Source organism: Streptomyces sp. BB1-1-1 (assembly GCF_031597775.1).
In the GTDB taxonomy this organism is placed as follows: domain Bacteria; phylum Actinomycetota; class Actinomycetes; order Streptomycetales; family Streptomycetaceae; genus Streptomyces; species Streptomyces thinghirensis.
Genome location: NZ_CP134203.1, coordinates 5,585,151 through 5,608,737, shown reverse-complemented (window position 1 = coordinate 5,608,737; position 23,587 = coordinate 5,585,151). Strand labels below are relative to the sequence as shown.

Below are 23,587 nucleotides of genomic sequence, written 5' to 3'. Positions count from 1 at the left end.
CAGCGGCGGGCCGTGGCCGTAAGGTCGCCTGAGACGGCGGCGACGGCTGAGACGGCGTACGGCACACGCGCGATGCGGAGGACGAGGACATGACGGTGACACTGGCGGACGTGGCGGCCCGCGCCCAGGTCTCCCCCGCGACGGTGTCGCGCGTGCTGAACGGGAACTATCCCGTGGCCGCCTCCACCCGGGAACGGGTGCTGAAGGCGGTCGACGACCTCGACTACGTGCTCAACGGCCCCGCGAGCGCGCTGGCGGCGGCCACGTCCGACCTGGTGGGCATCCTGGTCAACGACATCGCCGATCCCTTCTTCGGCATCATGGCCGGTGCGATCCAGTCCGAGATCGGCGGGCCGGGCGGCAGAGCGGGCGGCGAGAGACTCGCCGTGGTCTGCAACACCGGCGGCTCCCCGGAGCGCGAACTGACCTACCTCACCCTGCTGCAACGGCAGCGGGCGGCGGCCGTCGTGCTGACCGGCGGGGCGATGGAGGACGCGGCGCACCAGGCGGCCGTGGCGGCGAAGCTGCGCAAGCTGGCGGAGGCCGGCACGCGGGTGGTGCTGTGCGGGCGGCCGCCGGCGCCGGGCACCGGGGCGATCGCGCTGACCTTCGACAACCGCGGGGGCGGCCGGGAGCTGACCGACCACCTGATCGGGCTCGGGCACCGGCGGCTCGGCTACATCGCGGGCCCGGAGGAGCGCACCACGACCCGGCACCGGCTGGAGGGCCACCGCGCCGCGCTCGCCGCGCACGGCATCGAGGAGGACCCCCGCTGGGCGGTCCACGGCCGCTACGACCGGCAGTCCGGCTACGAGGCCACGCTCGAACTCCTGCGCAGGGACCCCTCGCTGACCGCCGTCGTCGCCGCGAACGACTCCGTCGCGCTGGGTGCGTGCGCGGCGCTGCGCGACTCGGGGCTGCGCATCCCGGACGACGTGTCCGTGGCCGGCTTCGACGATCTGCCCTTCAGCATCGACGCGGTACCCGCGCTGACGACGGTCCGGCTGCCGCTCGCGGAAGCGGGGGCACGGGCGGGACGCATCGCGATGGGGCGGGAGGAGGCGCCGCCCGGGGGGATCGCCACGGTGCGGGGGGAGTTGATGGTGCGGGGGTCCTCCGGAGGGCCGCGGGGGTAGGTGCCGTTGGCTTCTCCGCGCCCCGCGTTGGTGTGGGCCTGGTGGGGGCTGCCGCCCCCACGCCCCCGCTTCGGCCTGGACGGCCTCGTCCTCAAACGCCGGACGGGCTGGGTCGGCCTGCTGCCGGGCATTGGAGTGTGCGGCCGGGCGGCGACACCCGGCTGACGGGGAGGAGTGCGGGAGGCGGCGGCGGGTACGCTCCGTGGTCATGAAGCTGGCGTTCTCCACCCTCGGTGTCCCCGGCCTGCCCCTGACCGACGTGCTGGGGCTCGCGACCGCGCACGGCTACCACGGTGTCGAGTTGCGCGCGCACCCGGAGGAACCGGTGCACCCCGGCCTGGCCCCCGGCGAACGGGCCGCGGTGGCGGCCGGGTTCAAGGAGGCGGGCGTGGAACTGCTGGGCCTCGCGGGGTACCCGCGGGTCGCCGCGCCGGGTGACGACGACGCCGTGATCGCCGAGATCCGCGCCCTGCTCGACCTGGCTCGCGACCTGGGCGCCCCGTACGTCCGGGTCTTCCCCGGCGGCGGCGCCGACCAGAGCCCCGAGGAGGCCGACGCGACGGCGGCCCGCCGGCTGGGCACGGCCGCCGAGTACGCCACCGAAGTGGACGTACGCATCCTGCTGGAGACCCACGACTCGCACCGCACCGGCGCCGACGCGATGCGCGTCCTCGGTCTGGTCGGGCACCGCCAGGTCGGCGCCCTGTGGGACGTGATGCACACCTGGCTGGGCGGCGAGCAGCCCTCGGAGAGCTACCTGGCCCTCGCCCCGCACCTCGGCTACGTCCAGGTCAAGGACATCGCCTCCGCCGAGGACACCGCCCCGCTGCCGCTGGGCGCCGGCGTGCTGCCGCTCACCGAGGTGGTGGACGTCCTCTCCCGCCACGGCTGGGACGGCTGGCTGTGCTGGGAGTACGAGAAGCGGTGGTACGAGTCGGCCGCACCGTTGCCGGAACTGCTGGTCGCGGGGCGCGAGCACCTCGCCCGGCTGCTCAGCGACGCGGCGTGAACGCGGGCTGCGCGGGCCGCACCCGGCGCTCCAGCCGCTCGCGGCACTCGGGCCACTCCGCCGCCGTGATCGAGTAGATCGCGGAGTCGCGCAGCCGGCCCTCCTCACCCGGCGCCCAGGAGCGGGACCAGTTGCGCAGCACGCCCTCGAAGCGGGCGCCGGCCGACTCGATCGCGGCGCGGGAGCGAGCGTTGCGGGCGTCGGTCTTCAGGTCGACCCGGGACACCCGCCAGACCTCGAAGGCGTGGCGGAACAGCAGCAGCTTGGCCTCGGCGTTGACGCCCGTTCCCTGTGCCGACCGGGCCAGCCAGGTGAAACCGACCTCGATCGCGTCGAGGGCGTCGTCCGTCAGCCAGGAGCGGGGTTCCCAGTAGGAGGTGGCGCCGACCGCCCGGCCGGTGGCGAGGGAGACCTGCGCGTAGGGCGCGAGCCGCCCCGTGGCCGCCCTGGCCAACTGGGCGTCGATGTAGGCGCCGACCTCGTCGGCCCTGGGCACCCATGTGAACGCGTAGGTGCCGCGGTCCTCCTCGGCGGCCACGGCCAGGTCCGCCGCGTGGTGCGGGCCCAGCGGTTCCAGCCGTACCAGCGTGCCTTCGAGGGGTGGGCCCTTCAGGGTGAATGTCACCGGACGGATTCTTCCGCCCGCGCCGGCGGCCGTCCAACGCTTTCCGGGCGGGCCACGACCACCTCCGGCCGCCGCCGGTCCCGGCCGCGCCGGGCGGGCGTGAGCGTCGTCAGCGCCACCCCGCCCACCAGCAGCGCCGCCGCGCACCACCGCAGCGGGGTCACCGACTCGCCGAGGAAGAGCGCCGCCGACGACATGCCGAAGACGGGCACCAGGAGGGAGAACGGCGCGACCGTGGAGGCGGGGTGACGGTGCAGGAGCCAGCCCCAGGCACCGAAGCCGAAGACGGTCGAGACCCAGGCGACGAAGAGGATCGTGCCGGCGCCCTGCCAGTCGAGCCCCCGCAGGGCCGCGAGGTCCTGGGACGGGCCCTCCGTCGCGAGGGAGAGGGCCAGCAGGGGGAGCACCGGGACGGTGGACACCCACACCATGAAGTTCAGCGCGTCGGGCGGGGAGGCCTTGCGGGTCAGGACGTTGGACAGGCCCCACGCGGCCGCCGCCCCGACGACCAGCACGAAAGCGCCCAGCGGTCCGGAGGCGCCCTCGTCGAGGGCCGCCACGCCTATGCCGGCCAGCGCCACCACCATGCCCAGCACCTTCACGCCGGTGGGGCGTTCGCCCAGTACCGCCGCCGCGATCACCGCCGTGAACACCGCCTGGATCTGCAGGACGAGGGAGGACAGGCCGGCCGGCATGCCCGTGTCCATGCCCACGAAGACCAGCCCGAACTTCGCGACGCCGAGCACCAGTCCCACGGCCACGATCCACTTCCAGGCCACCTTCGGCCGGCCCACGAGGAAGACGGCGGGCAGTGCCGCCACGAGGAAGCGCAGGGCGGAGAAGAGCAGCGGCGGGAAGTGGTCGAGGCCGATCTCGATGACCGTGAAGTTCACGCCCCAGACGGCGGCGACGAGCACGGCGAGGAGCAGGTGGGAAGGTCGCATGCGTCGAGAATCACGCCCATCCACCGTGAAGCACCAGCGATGATTTCTGCATGGTTGGATGAAGCACTGCTAACTGTTCGCATCAGGGACATCAGCGATTCGCATCAGGGGGCTGCCTCGTGCTCGATCTTCAGCGTCTGCGTGCCCTGCACGCCGTGTCCGTGCACGGCACCGTCGGCGCGGCCGCCGCCGCGCTCGGCTTCACGCCGTCCGCCGTGTCCCAGCAGATCGCCAAGCTGGAGCGGGAGACCAGGACGGTGCTTCTGGAGCGGGAGGGGCGCGGGGTGCGGCTCACCGACGAGGCGTGGCAACTGGCCGCCACCGCCGTCGAGTTGCTGGCCGTCGTGGAGCGGGCGGAGACCCGGCTGGAGGAGCGGCGCGGGGTGCCGGCGGGGCGGCTGACGGTGGCCGCGTTCGCGTCGGCGGCGCGTGGTCTGATGCCGGCCGTGCTGGCCGACCTGGCGGCACGGCATCCCGCGCTCGACGCCCGGCTCACCGAGGTGGACCCGCATCTGTCCGTGGACCTGGTGGCGAAGGGCGCCGTCGACCTGGTCGTGGCGCACGACTGGGACATCGCGCCGCTGCCCGCCCCGGCCGGGGTGGAGCAGGCGTCCGTCGGGGAGGACCTGTGCGATCTGCTCGTGCCCGAGGGGCACCGGTTCGCGGGGCGGGCGGGCGTACGGCGGGAGGAGCTGGGCGGGGAGCGGTGGATCTGCCAGCCGCCCGGGCGGGTCTGCCACGACTGGCTGCTGCGGACCCTGCGGGGCGCGGGGCACGAGCCGGACATCGTCCACCAGGCCGACGAGAACCCGACCCTCGTGGCACTGGTCGCGGCCGGGCTGGGCATCGCCCTGATCCCCCGCCTGGGGCGCGGCCCGCTGCCCGCCGGGGTGGTGGAGGTGCCGCTCGTCCCGACGCCCGTACGGCGGCTGTACGCACTGTGGCGCACGGGCGCGGCTCGCCGCCCGGCCATCGCGGAGACGGTACGCACGCTACGCGCCCACTGGCCGGAAGCCTCGGCCCGCACCGCCTCGCCCGCACGGGCGGACTGACCGGAGCGCCGGCGCCGGAGGCCGGGGGCGGAGGCGGCGCGGCGCGGCGTCGGGGCTTTCGCCCGCGTCGGTGGGCCCGCCGGGCGGCGCGGGCGTGGGCGGCCCCCGCCCGCCCGCGCTCTCCGCACCTCGGCCCGGCTCGTCCCGTCCGTTGCCGTGCGGCCCCTCGCCCCACCGGCCCCGCCTGTACCGACCTGAGAAAAGCGGCCCGGCCGGGAACCCCTGCCCGGTCCATGTCGTCCAATCCGCACGCTGCCGGACGAGTCCGCGCGGTGCGGTGTCGGCCTCGCCGCTGGCTGCGATCGCTGACCACCCTCTCCGCCGTACCGCGACCCGGCAGCGCGCCGCCGTCGGCGCGCCCCTCCCTGGCGCCGGCGGCGGCCCCCTCCGGCTCGCTCTCCGCGGCTTCGGGTGACTCCTGTGCGCTCCCTTGACTGGCAGAAACTTCCCGGATATTGGTGACTCCTTGGAAGTTTCCTTCAGCACCTCTCCAGCGATTCCCCAGCGGATCACTCCGGAAGGAGCGCACGTGCACCACAGCAGCACGGCCGGCACGGGAAGCACCGCACACCCCTCGAGACGTACCGTCCTCGCCGCCACCGCGGTCGTCACCGCGGCCCTGGCGGCCGGCGGCGGCACCGCGTACGCCGATGCCCGCAGGCCCGACGACGACAAGCTCCGGGCGCTCATCTCCCGCATGACGCTGGAGGAGAAGGTCGGCCAGCTCTTCGTCATGCGGGTCTACGGCCACTCCGCCACCGACCCCGACCAGGCCGACATCGACGCCAACCTCAAGGAGATCGGCGTCCGCACCGCGGCCGAACTGGTCGCCAAGTACCGGGTCGGCGGCGTCATCTACTTCGCCTGGGCGCACAACACCCGCGACCCGCACCAGATCGCCGACCTGTCCAACGGCATCCAGAAGGCGTCCCTGGATCTGCCGCGCGGCCTCCCGGTGCTCGTCTCCACCGACCAGGAGTACGGAATAGTGGCCCGCGTGGGCGAGCCGGCGACCCTCTTCCCGGGCGCGATGGCCATCGGCGCCGGCGGATCGCGCTCCGACGCCCGTACCCTCGGCCGGGTCGCGGGCGCCGAACTGCACGCGATGGGCATCCGCCAGGACTACTCCCCCGTCGCCGACGTGAACGTCAACCCCGCCAACCCGGTGATCGGCGTGCGGTCCTTCGGCGCCGATCCCGAGGCGGTGGCGGAACTGGTGGCCGCCGAGGTGACGGGGTATCAGCGTTCCGGCGTCGCCGCGTGCGCCAAGCACTTCCCCGGGCACGGCGACACCGCCACCGACAGCCACACCGGCCTCCCGGTGATCACGCACAGCCGCGAGCAGTGGGCGGAGCTGGACGCCCCGCCCTTCCGCGCGGCGATCGACGCCGGCATCGACGCGATCATGACCGCCCACCTCGTGGTCCCGGCGCTCGACGACTCCGGCGACCCGGCCACCCTCTCCCGCCCCATCCTCACCGGCATCCTGCGCGAGGAGCTGGGCTACGACGGGGTCGTGGTCACCGACTCCCTCGGCATGGAGGGCGTACGGACCAAGTACGGCGACGAACGGGTGCCGGTGCTGGCGCTGAAGGCCGGCGTCGACCAGCTGCTCAACCCGCCGCACCTGGACCTCGCCTGGAACGCCGTCCTGAACGCCGTACGCGACGGTGAACTCACCGAGGCGCGGCTCGACGAATCGATCCTGCGGGTGCTGCGGCTCAAGGCGAAGCTGGGACTGTTCCGGGACGCCTACACCAGCCGGCGGGACGTCGACCGCACCGTCGGCACCCGGGGGCACCTGGCCGCGGCCGACCGGATCGCCGAGCGGACCACCACACTGCTCGTCAACGAGGGGCGGCTGCTGCCCCTGTCGCGCAGGGAGCATCCGAAGGTGCTCGTCGTGGGCGCCGACCCCGCCTCCCCCTCGGGCACCACCGGGCCGCCCACCGGCGTCCTCGCGGGCGAGCTGACGGAGCTGGGCTTCACGGCCACCGCCCTGTCCACGGGCACCGCGCCCTCCGCCGCCGTCATCGACCGCGCGGTCGCGGCGGCCGGGGACGCGGACGCGGTCGTGGTCGCCACGTACAACGTCACCGCGGCCAGCAGCCAGCGCACGCTGGTCGCACGGCTGCTGGAGACGGGCAAGCCGGTCGTCGCGGTCGCCATCCGCAACCCGTACGACGTGGCCCGCCTCCCGGACGTCCGCGCCTACCTCGCCGCGTACTCCTGGACCGACGTCGAGGTACGGGCGGCGGCCCGGGTGATCGCCGGGCGGGTACGGCCGCGCGGCAAGCTGCCGGTGCCGGTGGTGCGGGCGGACGATCCGACCAAGGTGCTGTACCCCCTCGGGCACGGGCTGTCGTACCGGTCGTAGGGCGTAGCGCGGCCTACGCCACGCGCCGGGGGCGCCCCCGGCCGCCGTGCGCAAAGCACCCCGCGCGTCTGGCGTGCGCCCGCTGCGGCGGGTCACGCTGGACCGGGGATCCGGGGGGATGGCGATGCGTGAGAGATGGGCTGCGGGGGCGCTCTGCGCCCTGTCGGCGCTGTGCGCCGTGCTGCTGACGGGCTGCCAGAGCCCGTCGGGCCTGACGGGCGGGGAGGGCGGCGGCAAGGACGCGAGCGGGGACGGGCGGCTCGGCGGGGGGACCCCGTCGGGCTCGGCCCCGGCCGTCGTCCGGCCCTCCGGGTACGGGGCGGTGTTCCTCGCGATCGACGAGTGCAGCTCGTTCGGGACGGTCTCGTTCACCGAGGTGCCGTGCGACAGCGAGCGGGCGGCGGCGCGGGTCGTGGCCCGGGAGGACGGCCGTGCGGGCGACGGGCCTCCGTGCCCCGCCACCACCGACTTCGTCCTGCACATCAGCGAGCAGCGCCCCTCGGCCGACGAGGACGGCGACGGGGCCGTGTCGCGGGGCTACGCCTGTATGCGGGGGCTCCAGCCGCCGCACCCCGGCGATCCGGGCGGCGGGGGCGGCCCGCGCACCATCGTCGGCGACTGCGTCTACGACGCCGGGGACGGCAAGGTCCGCGAGACCGCGTGCGACGGCAAGGGCAAGAGGAAACCGCAGTTCAAGGTGGTCGAGGCGGTCGCCGTACGGGCCGACTGCCCCGCCTCGACCGGCCTCTACGTCCGCCTCGGCGGCGAACGGCCGGTGGGCTGCGCCCGGCCGCTGTGAGCGTCCGTACATCGGAGCGTCTCAGCGGCGGCCGGGCGCGGTCACCGTCCTAGGGGCGCAGCGCCGGTTCGCGCTGCACGTCCCGCTTGTCCAGCTTGGCGTCGAACGTCGCCAGCGGCTCGGCCGCCGACGGGTTCTCCCGGACCTCGGCGGAGGCGACGCCCGCCCAGTCGAGGATGCGGGCCGTGGCGAGGGCCTTCTCCTCGGGCACCAGGCCGGCGACGTTGGCGCCGTGGTTCATGCCGGGCGCGGTGAGGACGTAGGAGTCGTGCGCGCCGCGCCCGAGACGGAAGGGCTCGGCTCCCCACGGGTCGTTCTCGCCGTACACGAACAGCATCTGGTCGGCGTTGTGCCGCACCCAGCGGTCGACGTCCCGCATCACCCACGGCTCGAACCTCATCGGGATCGACCGGGGCACGAAGTTGCGCGGCGGCTGGTAGCCGTAGCGGATGTACTTCTTCTCGATGTGCGGGAAGTGGATCGTCGGCGCGCCCAGCTGCGTGCCCGCCTGGTAGTAGTACGGCGTGTACGGGGCGAGGCCCTGGTCCGTGTAGAAGGAGAAGCCGGAGATCGTGTCGACGGAGTTCCAGATCTCGTCGTCCGTCGCGTTCTTCGCGTCGGCCGGGATGTCGGCGCAGTCCTTCAGGGTGCTGTACTGCCAGAAGCCCCACACGTAGTCGAGGACGACCGCCTCGTACGCGCGGTCCAGGCTGCCGATGGTGTCGAAGGTGTAGCCGTTCTCGGCGGCGTACGCCTCGTACTTCTCCTTGAGCGGTGCCCGGCGCACCAGCGCCTCGCGCTGCACGCCGTTCAGCCGGTCGCGGCACTCCTCGGTGCCGACGCGGGCGAAGAAGCGGTCGTAGGCCCTGTCCTCGCGGTTCACCACGTCGTTGGGGGCGACGTAGGCGACGACACCGTCCATGTCGCGCGGGTAGAAGCGCTCGTAGTAGGTGGCGGTCATGCCGCCCTTGGAGCCGCCGGTGGAGAGCCAGTTCTCGGCGTAGAGCGGCTTGAGTGCCTTGAAGATGCGGTGCTGGTCGGTGGCCGCCTGCCAGATGTCCAGCTTGGACCAGTCGGCCGGTTCGGGCCGGGACGGCGTGAAGTAGCGGTACTCCATGGAGACCTGGTTGCCGTCCACGATCTGGGTCGGCTCGCGGCGGCTCGGGTTCGTGGAGACGCTGTAGCCGCCGGTGTAGAAGACCGTCGGGCGGTTCACGTCCTTGTGCAGCACGGTGATCCGCTGCTGGAACGTGCCCTTGGACGGGCGCCGGTGGTCGACCGGCTGGGTGTAGTTGAGGACGAAGAAGCGGTAGCCGGTGTACGGCTTCTCCTCGATCAGGCTCATGCCCGGTATGGACAGCAGCCGGTCCTTGATGTCGACGGCCTTCGGCTCGGCGGCGGTGGCCGCGCCCGCCGTGCTGACGGTGCCTATGAGCACCACGAGCGCCAGCAGCCATCTGAGCGCCTTGCGCATGCACCCTCCCTGTGAAACAGATGTGCGCCGGAAGCTATCGGAGCAAGTCACCCGCACACCAGGGGAGATCGAGGATTGGCCGCCGGGAGCCGGCTTCAGCAGAGGATCCAGCCGGAGCTGACCGAGCCCCGGGACACCTTGCCCTTCACCCACACGCAGCGCTTCCCGGCGTGCACGGTCACCGGCCCCGCCCGGTAGGCGTACCGCCCCGAGTCCACGACCGGCCGGCCGCCGCGCGCCTGCACGCTGACGGACATCTGCCGCTTGGTGCCGGGCTTCTTGGGGACGGTGACGGCGCAGACGTAACCGCCGCGCTTGTAGACCAGGACGGACCCGGTGGAGAACGGCAGCGTGCGGACCTTGCGGCCCGGGCACGCCGCGGCGGCCTGCGCGTCCTGCGGCACCGCGACGGCGAGCAGCCCGGCCGCCATCAGCACGGCCGTGCCGAGCGCCAGCCGCCGGCGTGTTCCAGCACCACCCTTGCCCACAGCGGTCCCCCTCCCTCTCCGCCCCGCCGTACGGCGGCACCGGCGTACGGCTGTACGGACGCAGGCGGTGTGTCGAATGGTTGCGCGGGTGTCACCGCAGCGCGCCGACCGGCTCCTCCGGTTCGGCCGCCCCGACGAAGCTCCGCCACAGTCGCGCGTACCGTCCGTCGAGCGCCAGCAGCTCGTCGTGCGTACCGTCCTCGGCGACCCGCCCGTCGTCCATGACGACGACGCGGTCCGCGCGGGCGGCCGTGGTCAGCCGGTGCGCGACGACCAGCGTCGTACGGCGGCCCGCGATGCGGTCGGTGGCCTGGTTGACCTGCGCCTCGGTGGCCAGGTCCAGGGCCGCCGTCGCCTCGTCGAGGAGCAGTACGTCGGGGTCGACCAGCTCGGCGCGGGCCAGCGCGATCAGCTGCCGCTGCCCGGCCGAGAGGTTGCGGCCCCGCTCGGCGACCTCGTGGAGGTAGCCGCCCTCCAGCGTGGCGATCATCTCGTGGGCGCCGACCGCCCGCGCCGCCGCCTCCACCTGGGCGTCGGTGGCGTCCGGGCGGCCGTAGGCGATGGCGTCCCGGACGGTTCCCGGGAAGAGGTACGCCTCCTGCGGGACGACGCCCAGCCGGTGCCGGTAGGCGGTGAGGTCGAGGTCGCGCAGGTCCTGCCCGTCGGCGGTCACCCGCCCGCCCGTCGGGTCGTAGAACCGGGCCACCAGCTTGACCAGCGTCGACTTGCCCGCGCCGGTCTCGCCGACGAAGGCGACGGTCTGCCCGGCCGGAATGCGCAGGTCGATGCCGGTGAGGGCTTCCTCATCGTCCCCGTACTTGAAGTGCACGTCCTCGAAGGTGATCTCGCCGCGCAGGGACGCCACGTCGAGCGGCTTTACGGGGGCCTTGGTCGAGGTCGGCTCCCGCAGCAGTTCCTGGATGCGGCCGAGGGAGACGGACGCCTGCTGGTAGCCGTCGAAGACCTGGGAGAGCTGCTGGACGGGCGCGAAGAACAGGTCGATGTAGAGCAGGTACGCCACCAGCGCGCCGGTCGTCAGCGTCGCCTCGTCGATCCGCCCGCCGCCGACGATCAGCACGGCCGCGGCCGCCCCGGAGGCCAGCAGCTGCACGAACGGGAAGTAGATCGAGATGAGCCACTGCCCCCGGATGCGGGCCTGCCGGTAGCTGTCGCTGCGCTCGGCGAACCGTCGCCCGCCGTCGTGCTCGCGCCGGAAGGCCTGCACGATCCGCAGCCCGGCCACCGACTCCTGGAGGTCGGCGTTGACCGAGGAGACCCGCTCCCGGGCCAGTTCGTACGCCTTCACGCTGGCCCTGCGGAAGAAGTAGGTGGCGATGATCAGCGGCGGCAGGGTCGCGAAGACGACGAGCGCGAGCTGCACGTCGATCACCAGCAGGGCGACCAGGATGCCGAAGAAGGTGACGACCGAGACGAAGGCGGTGACGAGCCCCGTCTGCAGGAACGTCGACAGCGCGTCCACGTCCGTCGTCATCCGCGTCATGATCCGGCCGGTCAGCTCGCGCTCGTAGTAGTCGAGGCCGAGCCGCTGGAGCTGCGCGAAGATCTTCAGCCGGAGCGAGTACAGAATCCGCTCCCCCGTCCGGCCGGTCATGCGGATCTCACCGGTCTGCGCCGTCCACTGGGCGACCACCGCGAGCAGACCCAGCAGCGAGGCCGCCCAGACCGCGCCGAGGGCGGCCTGCGTGACGCCCTCGTCGATGCCGTGCCGGATCAGCACCGGCAGCAGCAGACCCATGCCGGCGTCCACGGCGACCAGGGCGAGGCTGATCAGCAGCGGCGCGCGGAAGCCCCGCAGCAGGCGGCGCAGGCCGTACGACTCCTCCGGCTCCACGGCCCGCGCCTCGTCCACGTCCGGGGTCCCGTCGGCCGGGGGCAGCGCGTCGACCTGGGCGAGCAGCTCCGGGGTGGCCGGGGTACCGGCGAGGGCGGTGTCCTTCGGCGCGCGATCGCCGGTCCACAGCCGTGGCGTGACCCCCCGCTCGGCGTCGAACTCGGCGTCCAGCTCGTCCCGTACGGAGGTGTCCTCGGCGGGTGCGGCGGGCCGGGCGTGTCCGGGTGACACCCCGCCCAGCTCGTCGGGGTCGGTCAGCAGGCGCCGGTAGAGGGCGGAACGCTCCTGGAGCTCCTCGTGGGTGCCGAGGTCGGCGAGGCGGCCGCGGTCGAGGACGGCGATGCGGTCGGCGAGGTTCAGGGTGGAACGGCGGTGGGCGATGAGGAGCGTGGTGCGGCCCCGCATGACCTCCTTCAGCGCCTCGTGGATCTCGTGCTCGACGCGGGCGTCCACGGCGGACGTGGCGTCGTCGAGGACCAGCAGCCGGGGGTCGGTGAGGATCGCGCGGGCGAGGGCCACACGCTGGCGCTGGCCGCCGGAGAGGGTCAGACCGTGCTCGCCGACGGTGGTGTCGTAGCCGTCGGGCAGCTCGGTGATGAACCGGTGGGCCTGCGCGGCCCGGGCCGCGGTCTCGATCTCCTCGTCGGTGGCGTCGGGGCGGCCGTACGCGATGTTGGCGCGCACGGTGTCCGAGAAGAGGAAGGAGTCCTCGGGCACGAGCCCGATGGCGGCCCGCAGCGAGTCGAGGGTCAGCTCGCGCACGTCGTGGCCGCCGATGAGGACGGCGCCGCGCGTCACGTCGTAGAAGCGCGGCAGGAGCAGGGAGACCGTGGACTTCCCGGAGCCGGAGGAGCCGACGACGGCGAGGGTCTCGCCGGAGCGGATCTCGAAGGAGAGACCGTCGAGGACGGGGCGGCTCTTTCCCGAGGCCGAGTCGTAGCCGAAGGCCACGTCGTCGAACTCGACGGTCGCGGGCGCGTCGGCGGGCAGGTCCCTGGTGCCGTCCTCGATCGCGGGCTCGGTGTCGACCAGTTCCAGCACGCGTTCGGTGCCGGCGCGGGCCTGCTGGCCGACGGTGAGGACCATCGCGAGCATCCGGACCGGGCCGACGAGCTGGGCGAGGTAGGTGGAGAAGGCGACGAAGGTGCCGAGCGTGATGTTCCCGCGTACGGCCAGCCAGCCGCCGAGGGCGAGCATGGCGACCTGGCCGAGGGCGGGGACGGCCTGGAGGGCGGGGGTGTAGGTGGCGTTCAGCCGGATGGTCCGCAGCCGCCCGGCGAAGAGCCTGCGCCCGACCTCCCTGAGCTTCCCGGTCTCCTGGTCCTCCTGGCCGAACCCCTTCACCACGCGTACGCCGCTCACCGACCCGTCGACCACGCCGGCGACGGCGGCGGCCTGGGCCTGGGCGTACCAGGTGGCGGGGTGCAGGCGGGTGCGGCTGCGGCGGGCGATGAACCACAGCGCGGGGGCGACGGCGAGTGCGACCAGCGTGAGCGGCAGGGAGAGCCACGCCATGATCACCAGGGAGATCAGGAAGAGCAGGACGTTCCCGATGGTCATCGGGAGCATGAACAGCAGGCTCTGGATCAGCTGGAGGTCACTGGTGGCACGCCCTACGACCTGCCCCGTGGACAGCTCGTCCTGCCGCCGCCCGTCGAGCCGGGTGATCGTCCCGTACATGTCGGTGCGCAGGTCGTGCTGGACGTCGAGGGCGAGCCGGCCGCCGTAGTAGCGGCGGATGTAGGTCAGGACGTAGACCACGACGGCGGCGCCGATCAGCAGTCCGGCCCAGACGGCCATGTCCCTGGTCTTGTCGCCGATCACGTCGTCGATGATCACCTTGGTGATCAACGGGACCAGGGCCATGACGGCCATACCGCCCAGCGAGGCGCCGAGAGCGAGGACGACGTCCTTGGGATAGCGCCAGGCGTAGCCCGCCAGTCGTCGTGCCCATCCCCGTTGCGCGTCCACGCCGTGCCCTCCGGTCGGTCGTCCTGCTCACCTGATCTACCGGAAGGCACCAACACGGGCGAGCGGGGATTTCATCCCGCCGCGATGATTCAGGCGCGCACGCGGAGCCGGAGGAAGCGGGTCGTCTGTACGGCGTTCTGGTTGTCGTCGCTGACGAGGAGGACGTCCAGGCGGCCCTTGCTCCGGCCGGTGACGGCCATGCCCTCGAAGTTGTCGAGGAGCGGGTTGGGCTGGGGCTGCTTGGCGATGGCGCCGAGGGAGGGGCAGTCGGCGAGGTCGGCGAGGAGGGTCTTGCCGAGTGCGGTGCCGCCGCGGGGCCGGTCGGTCAGGTACAGGCGGACCGTGTTGCCGACGCCGGAGGTGAAGCCGCGTTCCAGGACGAGCAGGCGCCCGTCCGGGGTCGCGGTGGTCTCGGAGACGCCGAGGCCGGTGTCAGCGCGGTACGTGTACTGCGCGCCGGCCCGGAAGTCGCCGCGACCCGTCCGCTGCCAGCTCTGGAAGCGCACGAGGTCGGCGGGGTCGCCGGCGAGCGGGTACTCCATGGACGCGATCAGGGTCCGGCCGCCGGGCAGGAGGGTCAGCCCCTCGAAGCTGCCGTTGGCCCGGGCGCGGCCCTCCGGGGCGGTGCGCAGGGCGTCCGGCACGGGGAGGCGGCCGAGTATCTCGCCGGTACGGGAGTAGCGGCGGACGGACGGCTCGGTCTCGGAGGAGACGAGGTAGGTGCCGTCCCTGTCGGCGACCAGTCCCTCGGCGTCGAGGGCGGCGCCGTTCTCGTCGGCGAGCGGGATCACGTCCCGTGGCTGGAGGGAGCGGGCGTCCAGCCGGAAGAGGGCGGACCGGTCGGAGAGAGCGGCGACCGTGCCCCGCCCGTCGCGGGCGAGTGCGGAGAGGTTGCCGACGTAGGTGCCGTCGTGGGTGGTCTTGTCGAGGGCGTCGGAGTAGCCGGTGAGGGAGACGGCGGGCGAGCAGGCGTTCCTCTGCGGACGTTCCTGTGCGACGGCCGGTCCGGCGGCGATGAGACAGCCGGCCGCCGCGAGGCTCGCGGTGAGGGTGGCCAGGGAGGTGCGGAGCGTTCTCGGGCGCATGGCCGAAACCCTAGGTCGGAGGAATGGCCAAGAGTTGACCGCTTTCCGAAGGACAGGGTTCGGCGCGGTACCGGTGGCAAGTAATGAGCCATGCCAGACCAGAACGAGAGCGGCCACAGACTGGCCGGTCGGCTGTACGCGACGATGCGGGTACTGAAGTTCCTCACCAAGCCCTCCGGGGCCAAACCGGTCGCCGATGAGGAACTCGAAGGCCAGGACAGTCCGAGCGAACGCATCCGGGCCCTGGAGCTGGACCTCTTCAAGGACCTGGTGGCCGCCGTCCAGAAGGGCCGGCACGCGAAGGCGGCGGGCGAAGTGTTCCGCGCGATACCCGCCCTGGTGCCCAGGCAGAGCGTCGCCTTCGAGAAGAACCTCGGCGTGCACGGACTGGCCGAATTCAACGCCGGTTATCGCGCTCAGCTCGCCGACTTCAAGGAGGCCTTTCCCGAACTGGTCGAGTGACGGCTCGCCTTCAGCGCAACCGCATGCCCCGGCTCTCCGCGACGCGGTGCACCTCGGTGAGTGCCTCGCGCATGCGGTGCAGCATGAAGCGGAGCTGTTCGGGCGTCGCCCGAGCGTCCGCGAGCAGGGCGGCGGCGTGGTCCAACAGGTCCTCCGCCATGTCGAGGTGGGTGGTCTCGACGACGTCGGCGATTCGGGACAGCGGGCCGTCGCCGTCGGTCAGCAGGTAGCAGGGTTTGCCCTCGGAGCCGGCCCAGGGCAGCAGCCGGGCCGGGCGCGCGCCGGGCCTCACCGCGCCACCTCCACGTCGTGCGGTACCCGGGGCCCGAGGTCGATGCCGTGCACCGCGAACCGGAGCGCGCGGCGCCGGGCCTGGCGCCGTCGGGTCTCCTCCTGCCGTTCGTGGGCGAGCAGGTAGGGGCGTACGAGCACGTTGTCCTCTCCGCGCAGGGCCGGCATGCCGGTGCGGCGGACGGTCACGTCCGGGGTGTACGGGGATTCGGCGGGTTCCGTCGCGGGAGGACGTCGGCGGCGGCGCCCTGAGCCGGGTAGCAGGAGGGCGAGCAGCGGAAGCAGGGGCAGCCCGGCGAGGCGGGCGATACGGTGACGCATGTCGTCGGCTCCGTGGAGATCGGTGACCAAGCCCCCGGACCGGTGCGACGGTCGCGGGGGTCTCGCTTTCCGTAGCGATGCGCATACAGAGTGAAACGGGCGGAGCTAGGCTCGCCAGGGGTGCGGATGTGACGGCGCCTTTGTCACACGGGAGTCGAACGGATGAGCAACATCTACGGCGACTGGCTCAAGCAGCAGCGCGAAGCGGCCGACCTGACGCAGCAGCGGCTGGCCGACATGGCCATCATGACGCGGTCGCACATCGCGCACATCGAGGCGGGGCGCCGGGTGCCGTCGAAGGAGGACGCGCGACGGCTGGACCGCGCCCTGAACACGGGGAATGTGCTGAGCAGCTTCCTTCCGGAGGAGGACGCGGCGGTCGCGGACTACTTCGAGGCGGCGCGGCAGCTGGAGTCGCAGGCGGTGATGATTCGTGAGTTCGCGCTGTCCTTCGTGCCGGGCATCCTTCAGACGGAGGGGTACGCACGTGCGGTTCTGAGTACGACGTTCCCTCGCATCAGTGAGGAGGAATGTGACAGGCGCCTTGTCACACGCCTGGAGCGCGCGAAGGTTCTGGACGATCCCGTCACGCCCGTAGTGTGGGTGCTGCTCGACGAAGCCGTGCTCCATCGCCGGATCGGCGGGCGGCGCGTCATGGCAGAGCAGCTGAGGCATCTCGCGAGCCTCGCCCAAGGCGGCCGGATCCAAGTGCACGTGCTGCCGTTCGCGCTGGGAACCCACCCTCTTCTGAGCAACATGCTCACCCTGATGTGGTTCGAGGACCAGCCGCCCGTGGCGTACGCCGAGGGCTTGCACATGGGCATGCTCCACGACACCCCGTCCGTGGTCCAGGAACTGCAGCATCGCTACGATTTCGCCCTGGGCAACGCCCTGCCACTCGAGGAGACGCTGGCTCTGCTCGAAGCGACAGCAAGGGGCTATGAAGGCGATGACTGACCGGACCATACGCAACGCCGCGACTCTGAAGGGCTGGCGCAAGTCCTCTCACAGCAATGACCAAGGGGGGAGTTGCCTGGAAGTGGTGGACGGTCACCCTGGTGGGATACCGGTGCGGGATTCGAAGATTCCCACCGGGCCGGCGCTGCTCCTCTCAACTCCCGGCTGGACGTCGTTCATCACGTCCCTCAAGCAAGACCCCCCTCCCTCCAAAGCGTGAACACTCCGCCCCCGACTGTCCTCCAGTCGCTCATCCGAGTGCCCAGATGACATTCACCCCTCACATGCTCACGCTTTTCCCGACCATGGGGCCATGAGCCCCGCCTCTTGGCCGTACCGCAACCCCCTCGGCACCGCGAACGTGATCAGCACGGTGCGCACCCTCATGCGCACCGACGGCCTGAACGTGTCCGTGACCGCCATCGCCCGCGCCTCCGGGACCTCGCGCAACTACCTCTACGAGAACTGGAAGACCGCCTCCGGGCTTCATCTGCGCGCGCTCCAGACGGAACTCGGCCGCGCCTTCGACGAGGCGGACCGCACTCACCCGAGCGACGGCACCGTTGACGGAATCGTGCGGCACCTGACACAGGTCGTACGCATCGTCCGGCGCCATCCGACGACGGCGGCCATCGCCCGGACCTCGCACACGGCGCTCCCTCGGGCGCATGCCGCGACCGACGGCCCCTTGGTGCAGATGGTCACCGGACACGTCAGCGATCTGCTGCACCCCCTGGCCCCGCGCGGCGGCGTGTGGAGCGATGCCGCCCTGTTCTCCATGCCTTGGAAGGTCCTGTGGATCGCCCGTCCCGCCGCTCTCTGTCCCGAGGCCGTCGGTGACCAGGAGCGGGAGGACACCTTGGACGGGGCCTTCGCCGAGTTGCTGCGCGATCTGCTCGCCCCTTGGGCCCCGGCGGACTGAGCACGGCCCGGGCTTCACAGCTCGCCCCAAGTCGGAGCACGACCCCCGCCCAACGCCGAGTGACACGGTGGCGTGGTGACATCTGCCTCCGCTCCCCTGCAAGCGGCCCCCGAGCCGCCCGCGCCGACCCTCACACCCGGCACCCGGCACGCCGCGCTGGTCCCTGCCGGCTTTGCTCGCCGTCCTCGCCCCGGCGGCGGGGCACCAGGGACGGCGCCAAGTAGCTGCTGACGGTCTCCAGTTCGCAGAGCGCCGCCCAGTTCATCCTCAGCAGTGGCGAACCGGTCATCTCCAGGGGCTGGTCGGGCGGCGACAACGCGATGACCCTCGCCCGGCTCAAGGAGCTGGTGCGGGCGGCCGAGTTGCGCTACGTCCAGGTCGGCGGTGGAGGCATGGGCGGCGGCTCGGGGCTCAGCTCCGAGGTGGCCCAGTGGGTTCACGAGCACGGCACAGCCGTCGAGGAGGCGGAGAGCACGCCGGCTGTCTACCGGCTGGACCCCTCGGACGTGGACTGACCCAGCCGCATCCGGCACGACGGGCCCCCGACCATCACGGTCGGGGGCCCGTCGTCACGCAATCGCCACGCTCCATACACCCCGCCTACAACATGTCCATGCCACGCTCAGTTCACCGTTCCACTACTCGCGTAGATCGGACACCCCACATGCTCGCGATACGCATACGGCGCCGGAAAACCGCGGTCCTCGCCACAGCCGCCGCGCTCGCCGGCCTCGCCGCCCCCTCCCTGGCCGCCACCCCGGCCACCGCAACGGCAACGGCAACGGCAACGGCAACGGCAACCGACTACGACTCGACGTACTACGAGGACGCGATCGGCAAGACCGGTACAAGCCTCAAGTCGTCCCTCCACGCGATCATCAGCGACCAGACCAAGCTCTCGTATTCGGCGGTCTGGGACGCGCTGAAGAACACCGACCAGGACCCGGCCGACAGCGGCAACGTCATCCTGCTCTACTCGGGCATCTCCCGCAGCAAGTCGCTGAACGGCGGGGACACCGGCGACTGGAACCGCGAGCACGTGTGGGCCAAGTCCCACGGCGACTTCGGCACCTCGACCGGGCCCGGCACGGACATCCACCACCTGCGTCCCGAGGACGTCCGGGTCAACGGCGTCCGGGGCAACAAGGACTTCGACAACGGCGGCAGCGGCTTCACCGACAGCGGTGGCAGCCTCACCGACTCCGACTCCTTCGAGCCCCGCGACGCCGTCAAGGGCGACGTGGCCCGCATGATCTTCTACATGGCGGTCCGCTACGAGGGCGGCGACGGCTGGGCCGACCTGGAGGTCAACGGCAGCGTCGACAACGGCAGCAGTCCGTACATCGGCAGGCTCGACGTGCTGAAGCAGTGGAACGACGAGGACCCGCCGGACGCCTTCGAGGAGCGGCGCAACCAGGTCATCCACGACTCCTACCAGCACAACCGCAACCCGTTCATCGACCACCCGGAGTGGGTCGAGGCGATCTGGTAGGGCCGGCCGTCCTCAGTCCAGGTGCGTCGGCGCGAACATCCGCAGAACGGCGGGGAGGACGACCACCGAGGGCCCCGGTGCGGCGAGGGCCTTCGCGAGGTCGGCCTCCAGCGCCTCCGGCGACGTACGCACGCCCGGCACGCCGAACGACTCGGCGAGGGCCACGTAGTCGGGGCGGGTCAGTTCCGTCGCCGTCGGCTGTCCGAAGGCGTCGGTCATGTACTCGCGCAGGATGCCGTAGCCGCCGTCGTCGACGATCAGCCAGGTGACGTTCAGGTCGTACTGGCGGGCGGTGGCGAGCTCGGCGATGGAGTACAGGGCGCCGCCGTCGCCGGACACCGCCAGCACCGGGTGGGTCGGGTCGGCCGCCGCTGCTCCGAGGGCCGCCGGGAAGCCGTAGCCGAGGCCGCCCGCGCCCTGGGCGGAGTGCATGGTGTTGGGGGCCTTGGCGTCGAAGGCCGACCACGCCCAGTAGGCCAGGATGGTCATGTCCCAGAAGGACGGGGCACCGGCCGGGAGGGCCCGGCGGACGGCCGCCAGCACGTCCTGCTCCAGGGTGAGTTCCTGGGACGCGATGCGCTCGCGGACCTTGTCCAGTACCGCCCGTACGCGCTCCGGGGCCGCCGGGTCGGTGCGTTCGTCCACCGTCTCCAGCAGGGCCTGGACGGCGAGGCGGGCGTCGGCGTGGATACCGAGCGCCGGGTGGTTGGATTCGAGTTTGCCGAGGTCGGCCTCGATCTGGACGACCCGGCCGCGCGGCTTGAACGTGTGGTAGTTCGAAGAGAGTTCGCCGAGGCCCGAGCCGACGACCAGGAGTACGTCGGCGTCCTCCAGGAAGTCCGTCGTGTGACGGTCCTCCAGCCAGGACTGGAGGGACAGGGGGTGCGTCCACGGGAACGCGCCCTTGCCGCCGAAGGTCGTGACGACCGGGGCCTGGAGCCGCTCCGCCAGTTGCCGCAGCTTCTTCGAGGCGTCCGCCCGGACGACGCCCCCGCCCGCGATGATCGCGGGGCGCTTCGCGCGGGAGAGCAGGTCGGCCGCGAGCGCCGTCAGTTCGGGGCGCGGGGGCAGTTCCTCGGGGAAGGTGTCACCGCCGGTCACGACCGGGATCGGCGTCTCGGCCAGGAGGACGTCCTGGGGGATCTCCACCCAGACCGGTCCGTGCGGGGCGGTCAGCGCCGACGTCCACGCCTCCGCGATCGCGGACGGGATCTGGGACTGGGTGCGGACCGTGTGGACGGACTTCACAACGCCCCGGAACGACGCCGCCTGGTCGGGGAGTTCGTGCAGGTAGCCGTGGCGGCCGCCGCCCAGGCCCGCCGTCGGGACCTGACTGCTGATCGCCAGCACGGGGGCGGAGGCCGCCCGTGCCTCCTGGAGCGCGGCGAGGGAGGTGAGGGCTCCCGGGCCGGTGGACAGCAGCAGCGGGGCCGCCTCGCCCGTGATCCGGCCGTACGCGTCCGCCGCGAAACCGGCGTTGTTCTCCACCCGCAGGCCGATGTAGCGCAGGTCCGAGCGGCGCAGCGCGTCGAACATGCCGAGGGCGTGCTGGCCGGGCAGGCCGAAGACGGTGGTCGCGCCGAGCCCGGCCAGGGTCTCCACGACCAGGTCTCCGCCGTTGCGGCCGGGGGGAGGGTTGAGCGCGGCCTCCGTCTGTGCGGCGGTCGGACGGAGCACCAGGTCGTGGTCGTGGGTCACTTGGTCTCGGTCTCCTGGTCCGTCGCGCGCGCCTGGGCGATCTGGCGGCTCATGATCGTGGTCAGTTCGTACGCGGTGTGGGACGCCGCGACCGAGGTGATCTCCGCGTGGTCGTACGCGGGGGCCACCTCGACGACGTCGGCCGACACCAGGTTGCAGGATGCCAGGCCGCGCAGGATCTCCAGCAGTTCGCGGGAGGTCATGCCGCCGGCCTCGGGGGTGCCGGTGCCGGGGGCGTGGGCGGGGTCCAGGCAGTCGATGTCGATGGAGATGTAGAGGGGACGGTCGCCGATGCGCTGGCGGAGCTGGTCGGCGACCTCGTCGGCGCCGCGGCGGTAGACGTCGGCGGAGGTGACGATGCCGAAGCCCATCTTCTCGTCGTCGGTGAGGTCCTGCTTGCCGTACAGGGGGCCGCGGGTGCCGACGTGGGAGAGGGCGGAGGTGTCGAGGATGCCCTCCTCGACGGCGCGGCGGAACGGGGTGCCGTGCGTGTACTCGGCGCCGAAGTAGGTGTCCCAGGTGTCGAGGTGGGCGTCGAAGTGGAGCAGGGCGACCGGGCCGTGCTTCTTGGCGACCGAGCGGAGCAGCGGGAGGGCGATGGTGTGGTCGCCGCCCAGGGTCATCAGCCGGGCGCCGGTGCCGAGGAGGTCGTCGGCGGCGGCCTCGACGGTCTCGACGGCCTCGTTGATGTTGAAGGGGTTGACCGCGATGTCGCCGCCGTCCGCGACCTGGGCGAGGGCGAAGGGGGAGGCGTCCTGGGCCGGGTTGTACGGGCGCAGCAGGCGGGAGGCCTCGCGGATGGCGTTGCCGCCGAAGCGGGCTCCCGGCCGGTAGGAGACGCCCGAGTCGAACGGCACGCCGACCACGGCGACGTCGGCGGTCCCGACCTCGTCGAGGCGGGGCAGCCGGGCGAAGGTCGCGGGACCCGCGTACCGCGGGACGCGGGAGGAGTCGACGGGGCCGCGGGGCGTCTCGTTGCTGCTCATGTACTGCCTTCCTTCTTACGCTTCGTCGCGTATGTACTACTGCGGTCCGACTCTACTGGTGAGCCGGGACCGCCGGTTCGGACCGGGGTTCGGGAGCCCGTCCGGCGAGGCGTTCGCGCCAGGCGGTGAGGATCGCCTCGTCGGTGGGGCGGGTCGCCAGGGAGACGGCGACGTAGACGGTGAGGGAGGCGAGCAGGCCGTAGTAGACGGGCTCGTTGGCGAGGATGCCGTAGGTCGCCATCAGGCCGACGACCGCGAGGCCGCCGACGGCTACGGCGGCGAGGGCGCCCTGTGCGGTGCCGCGCTTCCACAGCAGCCCGCCGAGGATGGGGACGAGGAGGCCGCCGACGAGGAGGTTGTAGGCGACGGTGAGGGCCTCGACGACGTCGTTGAGGGCGATGGCGATGAGGATCACGGCCACGCCCATGGCGAGGATGAAGGCGCGGTTGCCCTTCACCTCGTCGCGCACCTCGTCGGGCTCGCCGTCCTTGCGGATCACGCCGCGCAGCCGGGACCAGATGTCGTTGTTGGCGACGGTGGCGCAGGCGATGAGGGCGCCGGAGGACGTGGACATCACCGCGGCCAGGGCGGCGGCCAGCACGAGTCCGCGGACACCCATGGGCAGTTCGTCCTTGACGATGGTGGCGAACGCGTCGTCGGGGCTGCCCAGCTTGGGGTAGAGCACCTTGGCGGCCGTGCCGATGACGGCACCGGCGACGGCGTAGACGAGGCAGTAGGTGCCGGCGATGGTGCCGCCCCACTTGGCGGTCCGGTCGCTGCCCGCGGTGAAGACGCGCTGCCAGATGTCCTGCCCGATGAGCATGCCGAAGGTGTAGATCAGCACGTAGGTGAAGATGGTCTCGCCGCCGACGCCCAGCGGGTCGAAGTACGAGGTCGGCAGCTGGGCCTTCATCTCGCTGAAGCCGCCGGCCTTGACGACCGCGATGGGCAGCAGCAGGAGCAGTACGCCGATGGTCTTCACCACGAACTGCACCATGTCGGTGAGCGTGATGGACCACATGCCGCCGAGCGTGGAGTAGGCGACGACGATCGAGCCGCCGAGGATGATCGCGAGGGTGCGGTTCACGTCGAAGAGGACGTCGAAGATCGTGGCGTAGGCGATGGTGGAGGTGACGGCCAGCATCAGGGGTGTACGCCCACATGACGACGCCGGAGATGACGCCGGCCCTGCCGCCGTAGCGGAGGTCGAGCATCTCGGAGACGGTGTAGACCTTCAGGCGGGCGATGCGCGCGGAGAAGAAGACCGACAGCGCGAGCAGGCCGAGGCCGATGGTGACGACCATCCAGGCGCCGGACAGTCCGTACTGGTAGCCGAGGCCGACACCGCCGATCGTGGACGCGCCGCCGAGGACGATCGCCGCCATGGTGCCGGAGTACATCGCGGGACCGAGACGGCGTCCGGCGACGAGGAACTCGCTCTTGGACTTGGCGCGGCGCATGCCCCACCAGCCCATGGCCAGCATCCCGGCGAGATAGACGACGATCACTACGTAGTCGACGGCCATGGGGGCCTCCTTCGCCTGTGTCGGTGGCGTGTCGTGCGGTGGGGAGTTGTCCGGTGGCTGGTCGCGGGGACATCCGCCCGTACCCGCGGCCGCCGGTCGAGGTTGACACTAGGTGGCTGA

22 protein-coding genes and 2 pseudogenes are annotated in these 23,587 nt (G+C 72.3%); 12 read left to right on the top strand and 12 right to left on the bottom strand.

The features are described 5' to 3' along the window. Positions 1-89: 89 nt before the first annotated feature. From RI578_RS25765 to RI578_RS25755, 3 genes are read left to right on the top strand one after another with little or no spacing between them, the layout of a single operon-like run. On the top strand, positions 90-1,136 hold the full coding sequence (locus RI578_RS25765; protein WP_310873296.1) for a LacI family DNA-binding transcriptional regulator: 1,047 nt from the start codon (positions 90-92) through the stop codon (positions 1,134-1,136). 6 nt (positions 1,137-1,142) lie between these two features. Further along, on the top strand, positions 1,143-1,301 hold the full coding sequence (locus tag RI578_RS25760) for a hypothetical protein (protein ID WP_310873295.1): 159 nt from the start codon (positions 1,143-1,145) through the stop codon (positions 1,299-1,301). A gap of 43 nt (positions 1,302-1,344) precedes the next feature. Continuing rightward, positions 1,345-2,145 (top strand): sugar phosphate isomerase/epimerase family protein, encoded by an 801-nt coding sequence (locus RI578_RS25755; RefSeq protein ID WP_310873294.1) that lies wholly within the window; start codon positions 1,345-1,347, stop codon positions 2,143-2,145. Here RI578_RS25755 and RI578_RS25750 read toward each other — a convergent pair. Further along, the gene (locus RI578_RS25750) at positions 2,129-2,770 is read right to left on the bottom strand and encodes a GNAT family protein (RefSeq protein ID WP_310873293.1); all 642 of its coding nucleotides are present in this window, start codon (positions 2,768-2,770) and stop codon (positions 2,129-2,131) included. The two genes, RI578_RS25755 and RI578_RS25750, sit on opposite strands and share 17 nt — an antisense overlap. After that, on the bottom strand, positions 2,767-3,714 hold the full coding sequence (locus RI578_RS25745) for an EamA family transporter (protein WP_310873292.1): 948 nt from the start codon (positions 3,712-3,714) through the stop codon (positions 2,767-2,769). Before RI578_RS25745 ends, RI578_RS25750 begins: the two co-directional genes overlap by 4 nt. 119 nt (positions 3,715-3,833) lie before the next feature. On the opposite strand from RI578_RS25745, the gene RI578_RS25740 reads away from it, so the two are divergent. The 3 genes from RI578_RS25740 to RI578_RS25730 all read left to right on the top strand — a co-directional run bounded on the left by RI578_RS25740 (position 3,834) and on the right by RI578_RS25730 (position 7,942). Then, on the top strand, positions 3,834-4,766 hold the full coding sequence (locus RI578_RS25740) for a LysR family transcriptional regulator (protein WP_310873291.1): 933 nt from the start codon (positions 3,834-3,836) through the stop codon (positions 4,764-4,766). Between the two features lie 529 nt (positions 4,767-5,295). Beyond that, positions 5,296-7,143: a glycoside hydrolase family 3 protein gene (locus RI578_RS25735; RefSeq protein ID WP_310873290.1), complete on the top strand. Its 1,848-nt coding sequence runs from the start codon at positions 5,296-5,298 to the stop codon at positions 7,141-7,143. Between the two features lie 124 nt (positions 7,144-7,267). Beyond that, on the top strand, positions 7,268-7,942 hold the full coding sequence (locus tag RI578_RS25730) for a hypothetical protein (protein ID WP_310873289.1): 675 nt from the start codon (positions 7,268-7,270) through the stop codon (positions 7,940-7,942). 49 nt (positions 7,943-7,991) lie between these two features. Here the strand turns inward: RI578_RS25730 and RI578_RS25725 are convergent, their stop codons facing one another. The 4 genes from RI578_RS25725 to RI578_RS25710 all read right to left on the bottom strand — a co-directional run bounded on the left by RI578_RS25725 (position 7,992) and on the right by RI578_RS25710 (position 14,812). Continuing rightward, on the bottom strand, positions 7,992-9,416 hold the full coding sequence (locus tag RI578_RS25725; protein WP_310873288.1) for a S28 family serine protease: 1,425 nt from the start codon (positions 9,414-9,416) through the stop codon (positions 7,992-7,994). Positions 9,417-9,511: 95 nt separating this feature from the next. Then, positions 9,512-9,847: a hypothetical protein gene (locus RI578_RS25720; RefSeq protein ID WP_310875859.1), complete on the bottom strand. Its 336-nt coding sequence runs from the start codon at positions 9,845-9,847 to the stop codon at positions 9,512-9,514. A gap of 148 nt (positions 9,848-9,995) precedes the next feature. Then, entirely contained in the window at positions 9,996-13,727 is a 3,732-nt protein-coding gene (locus RI578_RS25715) for an ABC transporter ATP-binding protein (RefSeq protein ID WP_310873287.1), read from the bottom strand. 89 nt (positions 13,728-13,816) lie between these two features. After that, positions 13,817-14,812: an esterase-like activity of phytase family protein gene (locus tag RI578_RS25710; RefSeq protein WP_310873286.1), complete on the bottom strand. Its 996-nt coding sequence runs from the start codon at positions 14,810-14,812 to the stop codon at positions 13,817-13,819. Between the two features lie 90 nt (positions 14,813-14,902). Here RI578_RS25710 and RI578_RS25705 point away from each other — a divergent pair, with 90 nt between their 5' ends. Next, positions 14,903-15,274 (top strand): hypothetical protein, encoded by a 372-nt coding sequence (locus RI578_RS25705; RefSeq protein WP_310873285.1) that lies wholly within the window; start codon positions 14,903-14,905, stop codon positions 15,272-15,274. A gap of 10 nt (positions 15,275-15,284) precedes the next feature. Here the strand turns inward: RI578_RS25705 and RI578_RS25700 are convergent, their stop codons facing one another. After that, a complete protein-coding gene (locus RI578_RS25700; RefSeq protein ID WP_310873284.1) occupies positions 15,285-15,566 on the bottom strand; it encodes a hypothetical protein in 282 nt (93 codons plus the stop codon). After that, positions 15,563-15,886, bottom strand: a complete 324-nt coding sequence (locus tag RI578_RS25695) for a hypothetical protein (protein ID WP_310873283.1) — start codon at positions 15,884-15,886, stop codon at positions 15,563-15,565. The genes RI578_RS25700 and RI578_RS25695 overlap by 4 nt, the downstream gene beginning before the upstream one ends. Before the next feature lie 162 nt (positions 15,887-16,048). On the opposite strand from RI578_RS25695, the gene RI578_RS25690 reads away from it, so the two are divergent. The 3 genes from RI578_RS25690 (at position 16,049) to RI578_RS25680 (ending at position 17,765) form a co-directional block, all read left to right on the top strand. Then, positions 16,049-16,843 carry a helix-turn-helix transcriptional regulator gene (locus RI578_RS25690; RefSeq protein ID WP_310873282.1) on the top strand — a complete coding sequence of 265 codons (795 nt, stop codon included), beginning with the start codon at positions 16,049-16,051 and terminating at the stop codon, positions 16,841-16,843. Then, positions 16,827-17,063, top strand: a complete 237-nt coding sequence (locus tag RI578_RS25685) for a DUF397 domain-containing protein (protein WP_310873281.1) — start codon at positions 16,827-16,829, stop codon at positions 17,061-17,063. Before RI578_RS25690 ends, RI578_RS25685 begins: the two co-directional genes overlap by 17 nt. Before the next feature lie 93 nt (positions 17,064-17,156). Continuing rightward, on the top strand, positions 17,157-17,765 hold the full coding sequence (locus RI578_RS25680) for a hypothetical protein (RefSeq protein ID WP_310873280.1): 609 nt from the start codon (positions 17,157-17,159) through the stop codon (positions 17,763-17,765). 130 nt (positions 17,766-17,895) lie between these two features. On the opposite strand, the gene RI578_RS25675 is transcribed toward RI578_RS25680, so the two are convergent. Beyond that, on the bottom strand, positions 17,896-18,081 hold the full coding sequence (locus tag RI578_RS25675; RefSeq protein WP_310873279.1) for a hypothetical protein: 186 nt from the start codon (positions 18,079-18,081) through the stop codon (positions 17,896-17,898). On the opposite strand from RI578_RS25675, the pseudogene RI578_RS25670 reads away from it, so the two are divergent. Beyond that, a pseudogene (locus RI578_RS25670) lies at positions 17,990-18,280 on the top strand (hypothetical protein); the annotation flags it as partial. The gene RI578_RS25675 and the pseudogene RI578_RS25670 sit on opposite strands and share 92 nt — an antisense overlap. A gap of 149 nt (positions 18,281-18,429) precedes the next feature. Beyond that, positions 18,430-19,257 carry an endonuclease gene (locus RI578_RS25665; RefSeq protein WP_310873277.1) on the top strand — a complete coding sequence of 276 codons (828 nt, stop codon included), beginning with the start codon at positions 18,430-18,432 and terminating at the stop codon, positions 19,255-19,257. Between the two features lie 12 nt (positions 19,258-19,269). Here the strand turns inward: RI578_RS25665 and RI578_RS25660 are convergent, their stop codons facing one another. The 3 genes and pseudogenes from RI578_RS25660 to RI578_RS25650 all read right to left on the bottom strand — a co-directional run bounded on the left by RI578_RS25660 (position 19,270) and on the right by RI578_RS25650 (position 23,467). After that, positions 19,270-20,955 (bottom strand): thiamine pyrophosphate-binding protein, encoded by a 1,686-nt coding sequence (locus RI578_RS25660; RefSeq protein ID WP_310873276.1) that lies wholly within the window; start codon positions 20,953-20,955, stop codon positions 19,270-19,272. Then, positions 20,952-21,941: an agmatinase gene (gene speB, locus RI578_RS25655; protein ID WP_310873275.1), complete on the bottom strand. Its 990-nt coding sequence runs from the start codon at positions 21,939-21,941 to the stop codon at positions 20,952-20,954. Before speB ends, RI578_RS25660 begins: the two co-directional genes overlap by 4 nt. 52 nt (positions 21,942-21,993) lie before the next feature. Beyond that, positions 21,994-23,467, bottom strand: a pseudogene (locus RI578_RS25650) (sodium:solute symporter). Positions 23,468-23,587: the final 120 nt, after the last annotated feature.

What these genes read in the sequence shown, in the direction of transcription:
- RI578_RS25765 (WP_310873296.1), top strand. Translation starts at nt 90, where the DNA reads ATGACGGTGACACTGGCGGACGTGGCGGCCCGCGCCCAGGTCTCCCCC.
- RI578_RS25745 (WP_310873292.1), bottom strand. Translation starts at nt 3,714, where the DNA reads ATGCGACCTTCCCACCTGCTCCTCGCCGTGCTCGTCGCCGCCGTCTGG.
- RI578_RS25725 (WP_310873288.1), bottom strand. Translation starts at nt 9,416, where the DNA reads ATGCGCAAGGCGCTCAGATGGCTGCTGGCGCTCGTGGTGCTCATAGGC.
- RI578_RS25690 (WP_310873282.1), top strand. Translation starts at nt 16,049, where the DNA reads ATGAGCAACATCTACGGCGACTGGCTCAAGCAGCAGCGCGAAGCGGCC.
- RI578_RS25680 (WP_310873280.1), top strand. Translation starts at nt 17,157, where the DNA reads ATGAGCCCCGCCTCTTGGCCGTACCGCAACCCCCTCGGCACCGCGAAC.
- RI578_RS25695 (WP_310873283.1), bottom strand. Translation starts at nt 15,886, where the DNA reads ATGCGTCACCGTATCGCCCGCCTCGCCGGGCTGCCCCTGCTTCCGCTG.
- RI578_RS25720 (WP_310875859.1), bottom strand. Translation starts at nt 9,847, where the DNA reads ATGGCGGCCGGGCTGCTCGCCGTCGCGGTGCCGCAGGACGCGCAGGCC.
- RI578_RS25755 (WP_310873294.1), top strand. Translation starts at nt 1,345, where the DNA reads ATGAAGCTGGCGTTCTCCACCCTCGGTGTCCCCGGCCTGCCCCTGACC.
- RI578_RS25710 (WP_310873286.1), bottom strand. Translation starts at nt 14,812, where the DNA reads ATGCGCCCGAGAACGCTCCGCACCTCCCTGGCCACCCTCACCGCGAGC.
- RI578_RS25730 (WP_310873289.1), top strand. Translation starts at nt 7,268, where the DNA reads ATGCGTGAGAGATGGGCTGCGGGGGCGCTCTGCGCCCTGTCGGCGCTG.
- RI578_RS25665 (WP_310873277.1), top strand. Translation starts at nt 18,430, where the DNA reads ATGCTCGCGATACGCATACGGCGCCGGAAAACCGCGGTCCTCGCCACA.
- RI578_RS25685 (WP_310873281.1), top strand. Translation starts at nt 16,827, where the DNA reads ATGAAGGCGATGACTGACCGGACCATACGCAACGCCGCGACTCTGAAG.
- RI578_RS25705 (WP_310873285.1), top strand. Translation starts at nt 14,903, where the DNA reads ATGCCAGACCAGAACGAGAGCGGCCACAGACTGGCCGGTCGGCTGTAC.
- speB (WP_310873275.1), bottom strand. Translation starts at nt 21,941, where the DNA reads ATGAGCAGCAACGAGACGCCCCGCGGCCCCGTCGACTCCTCCCGCGTC.